Annotated in this window: 14 protein-coding genes; 6 read left to right on the forward strand and 8 right to left on the reverse strand. The window is 59.0% G+C overall.

Translation table 11 applies throughout. The features are described from left to right. Window positions 1–7: 7 nt before the first annotated feature. The 5 genes from CS919_RS06215 to CS919_RS06235 form a co-directional block, all read right to left on the reverse strand. Window positions 8–724, reverse strand: coding sequence for a metal-dependent transcriptional regulator (locus tag CS919_RS06215; RefSeq protein WP_099298633.1), 717 nt, complete (start codon window positions 722–724; stop codon window positions 8–10). Window positions 725–856: 132 nt separating this feature from the next. Next, the gene (locus CS919_RS06220) at window positions 857–1,894 is read right to left on the reverse strand and encodes a sigma-70 family RNA polymerase sigma factor (protein WP_370551586.1); all 1,038 of its coding nucleotides are present in this window, start codon (window positions 1,892–1,894) and stop codon (window positions 857–859) included. Window positions 1,895–2,078: 184 nt separating this feature from the next. After that, window positions 2,079–2,531, reverse strand: coding sequence for a D-aminoacyl-tRNA deacylase (gene dtd / locus CS919_RS06225; RefSeq protein WP_099298634.1), 453 nt, complete (start codon window positions 2,529–2,531; stop codon window positions 2,079–2,081). Then, entirely contained in the window at window positions 2,528–4,198 is a 1,671-nt protein-coding gene (locus CS919_RS06230) for a DUF7782 domain-containing protein (protein WP_099298635.1), read from the reverse strand. Before CS919_RS06230 ends, dtd begins: the two co-directional genes overlap by 4 nt. A gap of 12 nt (window positions 4,199–4,210) precedes the next feature. After that, a complete protein-coding gene (locus CS919_RS06235) occupies window positions 4,211–4,711 on the reverse strand; it encodes a DUF3099 domain-containing protein (protein WP_159460961.1) in 501 nt (166 codons plus the stop codon). 58 nt (window positions 4,712–4,769) lie between these two features. On the opposite strand from CS919_RS06235, the gene CS919_RS06240 reads away from it, so the two are divergent. From CS919_RS06240 to CS919_RS06250, 3 genes are read left to right on the forward strand one after another with little or no spacing between them, the layout of a single operon-like run. Further along, entirely contained in the window at window positions 4,770–5,012 is a 243-nt protein-coding gene (locus tag CS919_RS06240; RefSeq protein ID WP_099298637.1) for a DUF3039 domain-containing protein, read from the forward strand. Beyond that, window positions 5,009–6,712 carry a DEAD/DEAH box helicase gene (locus tag CS919_RS06245; protein ID WP_099298638.1) on the forward strand — a complete coding sequence of 568 codons (1,704 nt, stop codon included), beginning with the start codon at window positions 5,009–5,011 and terminating at the stop codon, window positions 6,710–6,712. The genes CS919_RS06240 and CS919_RS06245 overlap by 4 nt, the downstream gene beginning before the upstream one ends. Window positions 6,713–6,743: 31 nt before the next feature. Continuing rightward, window positions 6,744–7,121, forward strand: coding sequence for a hypothetical protein (locus CS919_RS06250; protein ID WP_099298639.1), 378 nt, complete (start codon window positions 6,744–6,746; stop codon window positions 7,119–7,121). Window positions 7,122–7,134: 13 nt separating this feature from the next. On the opposite strand, the gene CS919_RS06255 is transcribed toward CS919_RS06250, so the two are convergent. Both CS919_RS06255 and ppgK read right to left on the reverse strand, forming a co-directional pair. Next, window positions 7,135–8,769 (reverse strand): RNA polymerase sigma factor, encoded by a 1,635-nt coding sequence (locus CS919_RS06255; protein ID WP_099298640.1) that lies wholly within the window; start codon window positions 8,767–8,769, stop codon window positions 7,135–7,137. A gap of 294 nt (window positions 8,770–9,063) precedes the next feature. Then, window positions 9,064–9,810: a polyphosphate--glucose phosphotransferase gene (ppgK, locus tag CS919_RS06260; protein WP_194187728.1), complete on the reverse strand. Its 747-nt coding sequence runs from the start codon at window positions 9,808–9,810 to the stop codon at window positions 9,064–9,066. Between the two features lie 194 nt (window positions 9,811–10,004). Here ppgK and CS919_RS06265 point away from each other — a divergent pair, with 194 nt between their 5' ends. Both CS919_RS06265 and CS919_RS06270 read left to right on the forward strand, forming a co-directional pair. After that, on the forward strand, window positions 10,005–11,018 hold the full coding sequence (locus CS919_RS06265) for an inositol monophosphatase family protein (protein WP_228073746.1): 1,014 nt from the start codon (window positions 10,005–10,007) through the stop codon (window positions 11,016–11,018). Between the two features lie 78 nt (window positions 11,019–11,096). Then, entirely contained in the window at window positions 11,097–11,393 is a 297-nt protein-coding gene (locus CS919_RS06270; RefSeq protein WP_099298643.1) for a DUF4193 domain-containing protein, read from the forward strand. A gap of 45 nt (window positions 11,394–11,438) precedes the next feature. On the opposite strand, the gene CS919_RS06275 is transcribed toward CS919_RS06270, so the two are convergent. Continuing rightward, window positions 11,439–11,936, reverse strand: a complete 498-nt coding sequence (locus CS919_RS06275; protein ID WP_099298644.1) for a DUF3093 domain-containing protein — start codon at window positions 11,934–11,936, stop codon at window positions 11,439–11,441. A gap of 157 nt (window positions 11,937–12,093) precedes the next feature. Here CS919_RS06275 and dut point away from each other — a divergent pair, with 157 nt between their 5' ends. Next, on the forward strand, window positions 12,094–12,552 hold the full coding sequence (gene dut / locus CS919_RS06280; protein WP_099298645.1) for a dUTP diphosphatase: 459 nt from the start codon (window positions 12,094–12,096) through the stop codon (window positions 12,550–12,552). Window positions 12,553–12,596 lie beyond the last annotated feature (44 nt).

Genomic DNA, 12,596 nt, shown 5'->3' on the forward strand with positions numbered 1-12,596 from the left:
AGTGAAATTAGCTTTCTAGGCGAAGACAGATGGCATGGCACAGCTCATCTGGGATGAGCATTTCGCCCTCGGGGCTGCCGATAGTGAGGCCGTCATCGCTGTATCGAACGTTCACGGTGGAACCCGGAGTGATGGACAAAGCGCTGAGCTTAGCCATGATCTTGTGCTCCACCTGCACGATCTCATTGAAGTTCAGGATAACCGCGGAGATGGGTTCAGTGGATTCAATTTCTGAGGCGCGGATGAAATCACCTTCCACCTCAGGAGCGATCTTGACGCGCAGCTCATCGGCCTCTGGCTCATCCTCCAACAGAGAATTCAAGCCGGGGATGCGGTTGCCAAATGGGGAAGTGCTGACGCTGTCCAAGACGGTAACCAGACGGCGCTCCACCTCATCGCTCATAACGTGCTCCCAGCGGCAGGCTTCATCGTGAACCTTTTCCCACGGAAGACCAATAACATCAGTCAAAAGACGTTCAGCCAAGCGATGTTTGCGCATCACGGCGGTGGCGTGATCGCGACCCTCCGCGCTCAGCTTCAGTGAACGGTCGCGAGAGATGGTCAACAATCCATCACGTTCCATACGCGCCACTGTTTGGCTCACGGTGGGGCCGGACTGCTCGAGCCTTTCGGCGATGCGAGCGCGCAGCGGAGGAATTCCCTCTTCCTCCAGTTCGTAGATGGTTCGGAGATACATTTCGGTTGTATCGACGAGATCCCTCAACGTATAGGCCCTTTCTCGAAGAAAAATCTTAAAGTGCTGGGTTTTCCCAGCCTAAGCACGAAGGCATGACTCACACTAACGTTACACGGCAGCATTCGGCGTGGAACGCATGGATCTGCTCCGAACGCGGTACTAGACAGCGTATTCGCGGAGCTTTTCCGCGCGGTCACCATCACGGAGCTTGGCCATGACTTCGCGTTCTATCTGACGCACACGCTCGCGGGACAGCCCGAAACGGCGGCCGATCTGATCCAACGTGCGCGGCATGCCATCGTCTAGGCCATAACGCAGCTTGATGACATCTTGTTCCCGCTCCTCCAACGTGCCCAATACTGCGCGGACATCGGAGTGGCGAAGGGACGCGACAACAGCTGCCTCGGCATCCGTGGCATCCGAATCCTCGATGAAATCACCCAAAGGGGCTTCCTCATCGGATCCCACAGGCATATCCAAGCTCACTGGATCGCGAGACTGCTTGAGCAACATCTCGATCTTGGACTCCTCGATGCCGGACTCCTCAGACAGCTCTTCGTTGGTGGCCTCTCGACCCAGCTGCTGGTACATCTCGCGCTTGATACGGGACAGCTTATTGACCTGCTCCACCAAGTGAACCGGGAGGCGAATAGTGCGAGACTGGTCAGCCATGCCACGGGTAATCGCCTGGCGAATCCACCACGTGGCATAGGTGGAGAACTTAAAGCCCTTGCTGTAATCGAACTTTTCCATCGCGCGGATCAAGCCCAGGTTGCCCTCTTGGATTAAGTCCAACAACGGCATGCCACGTCCGGTGTAGCGCTTGGCCAAGGAGACCACGAGACGCAGATTGGCCTCGAGGAGGTGAGTACGAGCAGCCTTGCCTTCGCGAGCCAAGATCTTCAGGTCACGCTTACGTGCACGCGTCAGTTGTTCGCCACTGTTCAAAATGTGGCTGGCGTACAGACCGACCTCGATGCGCTTGGAGAGTTCCACCTCATCCTCTGCGGTGAGCAGAGCGGTTTTGCCGATGCCGTTCAGATAGACGCGCACCAGGTCAGCGGAAGGGTTCTCATTGTTTCCGCGACGGCGGCCTTTGTCTTCGACCTTGTCCTGGGGCTTGTCATCCTCGGCGGTATTCTGATCAGCCTCCTTGAGGGTGTCGACGTTGTCCTCGTCAAACATGGATTCACTCATAAGCGCGAAAACCTCCTAGGGGCTTGGGGTGGAGACAATCACTGGGCAGGCTGTTCTGCTCAATGTGTTCCTGATCTCTCTGATGATCTACCTCTTCAACGCTTTGCGCACTGCAATAGTTCCATTGCCCCTAGAAGGCCCTTGATCTCAACCCTTTTTAGGGGTGCAATCACATCTGTCCGCCTCATTTTTCAATGATGACTGTATAAGGGCCTTCGTTGACACTGCGAACCCGCATCATCGCGCCGAAGCGACCCGTTTCCACATGCAGATCTCTCCCGCGTAGATAGTCCACAATCTTGTCGATGATTGGTTCTGCTTCCTCGCCGGGCGCCGCTTGAGCCCACGATGGCCGCCGGCCCTTGGCAGTCGCACCCATCAACGTAAATTGACTCACTACCAGCACAGATGCCCCGATGTCTGTGGCGCTGTAGTCTCGGCTGCCATCCCAGCCTTCGTCTGGGTGGGAGAATAACCGCAGCTCGGCAATTTTGCGAGCAATCGTCTCCCACGCCTCCGGGGAATCTTCTCGGCTAACGCCCACCAGCGCCAACAGAGCAGGTCCCTCGACCGCACCGACTGTTTCACCCGCCACCGTGACAGCGGCTTCACTGACCGTGCTTACTACTGCCTTCACACACCCTCCTTCGAGTAGTGATTTTCTTCCTCCGACTCATCCCATAGTTCCGCGGGGATCAGCATTCCGTGGCGTACCAGGTCCACAGCCAGAGGAGCCAGTGCGGCGCAAAACTCCATGTCATCCACGTCATTGACAGCGCAGTACAGCTCGGCCACGTCGCGAAGAGGCAGCGCTCGAGGGTGCACACCCGCTAATACGGTGATGAGTGGTTCATCCACTTCATGAGACCAGCGTGGGCCGTCAGTACGCGTAAGGCGCGAGACCTCTGGCAGGAAACCGAGAGAAGTGGTGGCGTCGGATCCAGGGAGACTCACCCGCTCCAAAGCCACCGTGGGGCGCAATGCGAAATGGGCATCCAAGATCGCCTCGGGACCGCGGCCACTGATCCCGGCTAGCCATTCGGAACGAGCGAAGAACTCACCTACCTCCGCACCCAAAAACGTTCCTGGTGACAGAGCGTGATCGAGGGGCTCCACGGTTAATTCGGTGGGCGCGTCATCCTCGATGCGCTGCAGGTGAATGAAGCCCAGTCCCACTTCCACCACATCGTGCTCGGCGAAGTAGTCCATCCATCGTTGCGTGCGCGCTCGACCGGCCTCGTGCCGCGGATCGATCGATTCATCTTCCAGCCATGTGGTCACATACGTCGCAGGATCAACGGTTTCTCGTTGCAAAACCCACGCGCGAATGCCCTTCTCCGGTAGCCAAGAAACAACGCGTTGCGCGGCAGTTTCTGCGTTCCGCAGCGCCCATGCTGCCAGGATGTGCGCGGTACCTGAGTCCGTGAGAAATCCTGGCGCGCTCTCCACCACGTGTTGGGTGGCACCATCCAGCGGGAGCCCGGAATCGCGATAGACGTGCTCCACGTCCGGCGGTCCCACCACGAACGGCGGGTTGGCCACGAGGTAATCGAATTTCTCTTCCGCAACCGGTGCAAACCAGTCGCCGTGTTTCCAGGTCACGGTGCTTTTTGTTTTCGACGCCAACCGCTGGCCATTCACCTGGGCATAAGCCAGAGCCCGCAATGAGATATCGGTGCCCACCACGGTGACATCCGTGGCTGACGATGCGAGGATCAAGCTCAGGACTCCGGAGCCACATCCGAGATCGAGAACCCGCGAGCCGTCGGCAATCGGTGGGATGGAACCCAACAAAGAAATGGGAGCGTTGCCCACACCAGGCACATGATCGGGGCCAGGCATGTGATCCCACAGTGATGCATCGGGATCGGAGGCGATGAGCACATCCTCCACGCCGTGGCTGGCAACCGTAATCGGGCGAATGTCCACGTTCGAAATCCAGGTGTCAGCGCCGTGGGGAACGAAGACGTGATCTGCAATCAGCTTTTCTATCAGTTTGGTGCCCACGCACTGATCCAATGCGGCCATCGAAATAGGCCGACGGAGGTAAAACGTACGCACCAACTGGCGAGCATGATCTGTGGCCGTGGAACGCTGGACGTGCCACTCTGCAGCTTGAGGGGCGCCCGTTGCCGCTGCTGTGACTCCTGTTTCGCCTAGGACATCGTGAATCATTGCGCCGCCATATCCGGCGTGCTCGAGCAGTTCCAGCAAATCTTTGAGGGATTGGCCTGCGCGCGCAGCGGGAGCAGGTTCTGAGATCGGGGATAGATCCGAGGGGGTGTTGATGACGTCCTCTTTCAATTGCGGGGAGGGTTAATCCAGGTCGATGATATGCGGAGGCAATTCTCGGGGAGGAATGCTCTGCTGGCGAGGCGCCGATTCCCGGCTGCGAGCCAACGTTGCATCGGGATCTAGCTCTTGTTGTTCCTGGCCCAATTGACGCTGAGTCGCTTGCTCCAGTGCCACTGCCTGGCGTGCCTCGCGTGCCACCTGCGGCTTGTACACGCGTTGACTGCGTCGATCCACATCGCCTTTTTCGTTGGCGAGAAGAACCGCGATCCACGGCAAGGGGAGACTGATCGTGGCTACGGAGGCGGAAATCCACAAGTTATTGGTCCACCACATCAGCAGGCCAGCGAGCCCCAGCAGCGGAATACGGGCAAGCTGCAAACTGGCGTAAATTTTTCGCCGATTATTCCAGTCCTGCAACGGTGACTTGCGTGCACTGGTGATCAAAGTGACGGCTTTGGAACCGTGCCGACCGCCCGAGCCGTGTGCCCGACGAGGCGTGTCGTGTCCCTTACCTGCAACCATGCTTCCACGGTAGTACGCGGCTGGAAAATGCGGAACGGGAGGGGCAATATGGAGCATTGTGAGTAACCCGAGCACGACAACAATTGAACGCCCCGAAGAGGTCACCGAAGACCAGCGGCAGGACGATACGCCCAAGTTCTTCCACTACGTGAAGAAGAACCAGATCGTAGAGTCTGCCGTGGAAGGCAAGTTTGTGGTGGCGCTATGCGGTGAAACGTTCCCCGTCACCAAGCAGGCCAAGCCAGGTTCCCCTGTGTGTCCTGACTGCGAGCAGATCTACCAAGGCCTGCGCAAGAAGTGAACGGACTTCGCGCGTGGCAGCGGGAAGCACTAGAGCAATACGTCGAGCGTTCTCCTAAGGACTATCTCGCTGTCGCTACCCCGGGAGCGGGCAAGACCACCTACGCACTGACGGTTGCCCGGCTGTTATTGGACACTCGTGTGGTGCAGCGCGTGGTTATCGTCGTACCCACGGACCACCTGAAAACGCAGTGGGCACAGGCCGCGGCTGCTCGTGGCATTGCTATCGATGCCAGTTTCACTAACAGCTCCGCGGTCAATAGCTCCTATGACGGCGTGGCCGTGACGTACGCCCAGGTGGGGATGAAGCCCACCAAGCACTACCAAGTGGCAACCGCACAGAAGTCTCTGGTGATCTTGGATGAGATCCACCACGCCGGCGACGCGAAGAGCTGGGGCGATGGCGTGCGCTTGGCCTACGCACACGCTGAGCGGAGGTTGGCTCTAACCGGTACTCCGTTTCGTTCCGACGATTCGCAGATCCCGTTTGTTCGCTATTTCGAAGTGCCTGGCACGGGCGGCGCGCTGGAATCGGCAGCGGACTACACCTATGGATATTCCGAAGCGTTGCGCGACGGAGTAGTCCGTCCCGTGGTGTTCCTGGCGTATTCCGGGCAGGCACGCTGGCGCGATAGCGCCGGCGAAGAGTACGAGGCGCGCCTCGGCGAGGTCCTGACTCCGGAGCAGAATGCTCGCGCCTGGCGCACGGCTCTTGACCCCCGTGGCGACTGGATTCCCTCCGTATTGCAGGCCGCCCACACACGTCTATTGCAGCTGCGTGAGACCACCCCAGATGCCGGCGGGCTAGTCATCGCCACGGATAAGCTATCCGCGCGCGCCTATGCCACCATTTTGAACCGCATCAGCTCCACACCAGTGACCGTGGTGCTCTCTGACGAAGCCGGAGCTTCGCAGCGCATCAAGGATTTCTCCGCCTCCTCAGACGAATGGATGGTGGCAGTGCGCATGGTCTCCGAGGGCGTGGACGTGCCCCGATTGGCCGTCGGCGTGTACGCCACCAGCGCCTCCACTCCGCTGTTCTTCGCGCAGGCTATCGGCCGTTTCGTGCGTTCTCGCCGGCCGGGAGAGTCCGCCAGCGTGTTCTTGCCAAGTGTTCCGGTATTGCTGGATTTGGCGTCGAAAATTGAGAGACAGCGCAACCACGTGCTGGGGCAACCAGACCGACTAAAAGAAGGTTGGGACGATGAAGCCCTCGCGGAGGCGAACAAACAAAAAGACGAGCCGGGCGAAGAACGTACGTACGAATCGATCGGCGCGGACGCAGAACTGGAATCGCTCATCTACGACGGCTCCACCTACGGCACCCGGGTGGAGGGCTACGAGGAAGAGCAAGAGTACCTCGGGTTGCCGGGTCTGTTGGACGCGGAGCAGATGCGGACGTTGTTGCAGCGACGCCAAGCCGTGCAAATTGAAGCACGTGTCGAAGCGGAAAGAGAGAAGAAGGCCGCGGCGGCGCAAGAGGGCACGGAGCTGCACGCCGTACATGAGCGCATCGCCAGCGAGGAGTTGCCAGCGCTGCGCAAGGAGCTGAACGCGTTGGTGAACATGACCTCCGCGCGCACGGGACGACCACACGGGGCGATCCACAACGACGTACGGAAAAACTGTGGCGGGCCTCCCACGGCACTGTGCTCGGCGCAGCAGCTCAAGGACCGTATCGCGTACTTGCGTGAATGGTGAATGGGCGCTGAACCTGCGATAATTTCCCACTATGGCTAGAAATAGGGATTATTCAGATCTGGACAGCGCACCCCGAAAGGTGACGACGCAAGACGTCGTCGTGGGGCCGCGGCCAATATCCAAACTGTCGTTGGCAGCGCTGCTCATTGGCATTCTCACCATTCCCGCGGCAATCCTCCCCATTTTTGGAATCCCCGTGGCGATGGTCGGCATCGTCGTGGGCATCGTCGCCGTGATCCGTGCCTACCGCAACCAGACACAGCGCTCTTACGCGATCGCTGGACTGTTGCTGGCAATTCTGGCGATGGGCCTGGCAATCTTCTTCACCACGGTCAGCTTCCAAGCTCTGGAAGGCTGCGAGGATCTGCGGGGCGAAGAGTTCACGCAGTGCGTGCGCGATAACCAGTAACTAGCTTGTCGAGCTAGTCCAGGTAGTCGCGCAGCACCTGAGAGCGGGATGGGTGGCGCAGCTTGGACATCGTCTTCGATTCGATCTGGCGGATGCGCTCGCGCGTGACTCCGTAGACCTGACCGATTTCGTCTAAAGTGCGCGGCATGCCGTCGGTGAGGCCGAAGCGCAGCTTGACCACGCCGGCTTCGCGCTCGGACAAGGTGTGCAGCACGTCCTGCAGCTGGTCCTGCAGCAGGGTGAAGGACACAGCATCCACGGCCACGACAGCCTCGGAATCCTCGATGAAGTCTCCCAGCTGGGAGTCGCCTTCATCGCCGATGGTCTGGTCCAAGGAGATCGGTTCACGTGCGTACTGCTGGATCTCCAGAACCTTATCCACGGAGATGTCCATCTCCTTGGCTAGCTCCTCTGGGGTTGGTTCGCGACCCAGATCCTGCAGCAATTCGCGCTGAATGCGACCCAGCTTGTTGATGACCTCCACCATGTGTACGGGAATGCGGATGGTGCGGGCTTGGTCAGCCATGGCGCGGGTGATGGCCTGGCGGATCCACCACGTTGCGTAGGTGGAGAACTTGTAGCCCTTGACGTAATCGAACTTCTCCACGGCGCGAATCAAGCCGAGGTTGCCTTCCTGGATCAAGTCCAAGAACGCCATACCGCGTCCGGTGTAGCGCTTAGCCAGGGAGACAACGAGGCGCAGGTTGGCCTCCAACAGGTGGTTCTTGGCCTTGCGGCCGTCGCGCTCGATCTCGCGGAGATCGCGGCGGTTCATAGGGGAGAGCTTCTCGCCGGATTCCTTGATCTCCTGCAAACGATAAGCGGAGTACAGACCTGCCTCGATGCGCTTGGCCAAGGAAACTTCTTGCTCTGCGTTCAGCAGCGCGACCTTACCGATCTGCTTGAGGTAGGCACGCACGGAGTCTGCAGAGGCGGTGAGCTCCGCGTCCTTGCGAGCCTGGCGCAGGGCGGCGGACTCGTCCTCGTCCCAGACGAAGTTTCCAACTTCTTCCTCGTCCTTATCGTCCGTGGCTGCTTCGGCGGTCTCTTCTTCAGCGTCGTCTTCGAGGTCGTCGCCCAGACCGTCATCTTCCAAGTCTTCGTCTTCGAGGTCGTCGTCGATCTCCTCTACGAAGTCGGAATCGATTTCCGCCTCCGGCTCGGCAAGGCCGTCCTTGTTAGGAGTTTCGACGATCGGCTCTGCAGCTGTATCCACCACTGCCTCTGCAGCGGTGGTGTCTGCCTCAGGTGCCGTATCTTCGGCTGCCGTTGCCTTCTTCGTGGCAGCCTTGCGCGTGGTCTTTTTCGCAGCCGTCTTCTTCGCGGCCGTCTTTTTTGCCGCAGCTTTCTTTGCTGCGGTCTTTTTCGCAGCCGTCTTCTTCGCGGTGGCCTTCTTCGCAGCAGTCTTTTTCGTCGACGCGGTGGTGGCGGTTGAACCTTCGGTGGCGGGCGAGGTGGAGGCCTCGGACTCCGTCGTTGCGGGCGTTTCCTTAGTGGAAGCAGCCTTGCTCGTTGCGGTGACTTTGCGTGGCGTGGATGCCTTCTTGGTCACTTTACGAGCAGTCTTCTTGGCCGTCTTTTTGGCGACCTTGCGCACAGCTGCATTCTCGTTGGTTTCACCGCTGGTGGTCGAGTCGTTCGCTGCCACAGAAGCCCTTTCACTCGTTTTTCGCGTCTCTTGCTTTCATCGCCACACTCGCTATGGTGTGGCCAGCAAGATCAGCCTGTCATTCGCGGTACGCGCTGGTTGTTCTAGCGGTAACCTCTTAGAACTCAACCCCCGAGCGCCCTATCTGTTGACAAGGGTTCGGACGTTGGAACGGTCTTAGCCGCGCGATCAACCGCCCATTATAACCAAATAACCGGCGGAGAGTCGTAAAGGCACTCCGCGCGCGTAGTCCGCGTGTTACCCCTGCTCTTGGGAAGCGATTCAGTAAGGCTTTTAGGGCATGGTGTTTTCTATAACTGCCAAAGCGGCTCCCACTATTCCCGCCTCATTGCGGAGCTGGGCCGGAACCACGTCTTGTTCCACTGTCAGCAGTGGCACCCACGCGTCTGCGTCGCGCGAAATCCCGCCACCGACAATGAACGTCTGTGGATTAAACAGGTCTGAGTACGCGTGCATCACTTCGTCCACGCGCGCAGCCCATTGTGCGTAGCTGAGCTGCTCGGCCTCCTTGACTTTGGAACTGGCGTAGCGCTCTGCCGTGGTGGTCTTGAAGGGCAGGTGACCCAATTCAGTGTTGGGGTAGAGCTCGCCATCGATGAGCAGTGCAGAGCCGATGCCCGTGCCGAATGTGAGCATCATCGCAGCTCCCGTCCGTGCAGTGGGGTCTCCGTAGCGAACCTCGGCGAGGCCGGCGGCATCGGCATCGTTGAGCACGGCGATGTCTCGTGAGCCGAGATGTCGGCGGAATAATTCTTGGACTTCTGTGCCGATCCACGCGGGATCAATGTTGGCTGCACTCAACGCGATTTGATTGCGCACCACGGATGGAACGGTAATGCCAACCGGACCGTCCCATCCTGCGTCTTCTACGAGTTTCCGCACTACCTCTGCCACGGCGTCCGGTGTGGATGGGCGAGGCGTGGCGATCTTCTTGCGCTCCGTGACCTGTTGTCCGGTGGTGACATCGACTACAGCCCCCTTGACCCCGGAGCCACCAATGTCCACACCGAAGGCCAGCATGCTGTGCTTTCCTACAGGGTGTTCGGGTGCGTGGGTTTCTGCGGTCTGCGTTCCAGTTTCCGGGTTCTGGTTCATACTTCGAGATGCTACAAGAACCGCCGGGCGTGCACTCTGCTACGCATTCCTAGCGGGAGATGGGATTGGGCACGTTGTATGCATCACCTCTCCGCGCTGTCTGTATGCACAATGGAAGCATGACTTCTACTTCCGTAACTCCAGAATCAATCCCATTGTTCCACCGCACCCAGATTCTGGATGTCGCCTCTACTGAGGACGTGCCAACAGGTTTTACGGCCTGGAGCGAGGCAGCGGGTGGGCTTTCCGCGGAGGATCTACGAGACATTGCAGTGCAGGTAGCGATCAGCGCTGCCGGATTGGTGAGAAGCAAGCGAGAACAGTCGCGGGACGATGCCGGGCATGTTGCCGCCTATGGCCTGAAGAGCTCCGTGGTGGATCCGGTCACGGAGGTGGATCAGGCCTCCGAGGAGTTGATTCGTGGCGAGCTTGCGAAGTCCGTTCCCGGTTCTCGTGTGTTGGGCGAAGAGGGTGGCACGGCAGGTACGGACGAGGAATCCGCGGCCTCCGAACTGCTGTGGGTTGTCGATCCCATCGATGGCACCGTCAATTTCATCTACGGCCTGCCCGCGTATTCGGTCTCGATCGCAGCCACTATCGATGGCGTCCCAGTCGCAGCCGCAGTAGCCGATGTTGCAGGTGAGGTGGTTTATTCTGCGTCTAGCGGTGGGTCTTCTATGGAGCATTCTTTTTCCGACGCCAACTCCGGCCGAACCGGCAAGATACTGAGTGTCCACACCGAGCAAAGCCAGCTGAGTCTGGAGACCACATTGGTGGCCACCGGGTTCTCATATCTTTCGGAGCGCCGTAAGGCCCAAGCTCAGCTGTTGGTTGAGCTGCTTCCGAAGGTGCGGGATATTCGTCGCATTGGCTCAGCGGCGCTGGATTTGTGCCATGTGGCTGCGGGGCGAGTGGATGCGTATTACGAACACGGGCTGGGACCGTGGGATCATGCAGCGGGCGCGCTGATTGCGGCGCGTGCGGGGGCAATTGTGCGGATGCCACTTTTAGATGTGGTTTCAAACGATGGTCTGCAGGTCAGTGCAGGAAATCCTCAAGTGTTCCGAGCCTTCGAAGAAGCGGTGGTAACGGGCGCAGCGGGGGGAGTGTTGGCGCCCGTAGCAACCCCTTAGGTTTGTCGAAGATGACATTCAGCCACGCACTGGTTTAGTATCCGCCACGACGCACCTGATTTTCCTTAGGAGGAAAGCGTGGCTACTGACTACGACGCACCCCGTCGTCGCGCTGAAGACGATATCGAGACCGACTCTCTCGAAGGCCTCAAGGCCGCTGAAAAGGCCGAGACCGTAGTGGACGATACTGACGATGGCGAGATCATTGAACCATTCGACGTTCCCATGGCAGATCTATCGGGAGAAGAACTTTCCGGAACCGTGACCCCGAAGCAGAGTGACGAGTTCACGTGCGGAGAGTGTTTCTTGGTACAGCACCGCTCTCGCATTGCAGAAGAGCGAGACGGCAGTTACATCTGCGTGGACTGCGCCTAGCAACCCTCTAGGCAGCCGCATCGTAAACGCGGTGGGAAGCCCGGCCTAGTAGATGGGGCGGCCAAGGGCTTCCAGCAGTTCTTGAGGTTCCTTACTGCTGATAAGCCAGTAGGGGGTGGGATCATCCGGATCTTCGAGAACGAGCATGGCCATGGTAGGAATCCATGACTTATTCAACACATAGGCAGCTGGGTCTAACTGTCGACCCATAGCCGCCTGTTTCGCGGTGGGGGGAATCACCAACGTGCGGCTGACCACATCTGCGGGCAGCTTCGCCGCACCTGCATAGAGCCACACCTCTCCGGAGGGCTCACGTGTTACCACGATCTTCGTGGAAGATAGGGAAATCATTGACCAAATGACAGCTGCGGAGACAATTACTCCGGCGGCGATGCCCCAGTACCACTCGCGCTGCATCTGCGCCTGCCAAGACAAAAGTCCCACCATGAGCGCGCCGAGCAGCCACCATGACAGCGGGACGCGCTGAGATTCCGAGTACAGAATTTCAGACTGCTGTGCCCGTTGCGGCTCAGTCTTTGGCACGGGTGCTCCTTGAGAAGATTGTGAAACTAAAAACGTGGCTACCAGCAGGGTTAATCGAGAAACCTTGAGGGCAGTCCAATGAAAACTATTTCTAGTCTAGCCAACTACCCCTGCTGAAAAGCCAACTGCCTGCCAGCGGCTTGTAAAGTAGGGCACCATGGAACAGCGTCATCCCGCACCTCTCAAACTTGTTCGCTTGGATAAGTCATTACCGCTTCCCACTCGAGCCCACCCCACTGATGCGGGCATCGACCTCTATGCGGCAACTGATTGCACTATCGAACCTGGAGCTCGCCAACTGGTGGGCACCGGAATCGCTATTGGCCTTAACCCGGGCACAGTGGGGCTAATCCACCCGCGGAGCGGAATGGCACTCAAGCACGGCCTGTCCATCGTCAACGCCCCGGGAACTATCGACGAGGACTACCGTGGCGAGGTCAAGGTGTGCTTGATCAACTTGGACCCTGAACAGGACATCGTCATCAGCCGCGGAGATCGCATCGCGCAGCTGGTGCTGCAAGAGGTTCTGCTGAGCCCAGTTGAGGAAGTCGAGAGCGTGGACAAGCTCGGCCACACACAGCGCGGAGTTGGAGGATACGGCTCAACCGGCCAGTAGTGGCAAACGCGTATAGAGCGACTGCGGACGCTCGCGGCGTCGAG

The sequence above is a fragment of the Corynebacterium dentalis genome (genome assembly GCF_900232865.1).
GTDB classification, from domain to species: Bacteria; Actinomycetota; Actinomycetes; order Mycobacteriales; family Mycobacteriaceae; genus Corynebacterium; species Corynebacterium dentalis.

Coding starts and splice junctions, on each gene's coding strand:
- CS919_RS06265 (WP_228073746.1), top strand. CDS start 10,005: ATGACTTCTACTTCCGTAACTCCAGAATCAATCCCATTGTTCCACCGC.
- CS919_RS06220 (WP_370551586.1), bottom strand. CDS start 1,894: ATGAGTGAATCCATGTTTGACGAGGACAACGTCGACACCCTCAAGGAG.
- ppgK (WP_194187728.1), bottom strand. CDS start 9,810: ATGCTGGCCTTCGGTGTGGACATTGGTGGCTCCGGGGTCAAGGGGGCT.
- dut (WP_099298645.1), top strand. CDS start 12,094: ATGGAACAGCGTCATCCCGCACCTCTCAAACTTGTTCGCTTGGATAAG.
- CS919_RS06235 (WP_159460961.1), bottom strand. CDS start 4,711: ATGGTTGCAGGTAAGGGACACGACACGCCTCGTCGGGCACACGGCTCG.
- CS919_RS06250 (WP_099298639.1), top strand. CDS start 6,744: ATGGCTAGAAATAGGGATTATTCAGATCTGGACAGCGCACCCCGAAAG.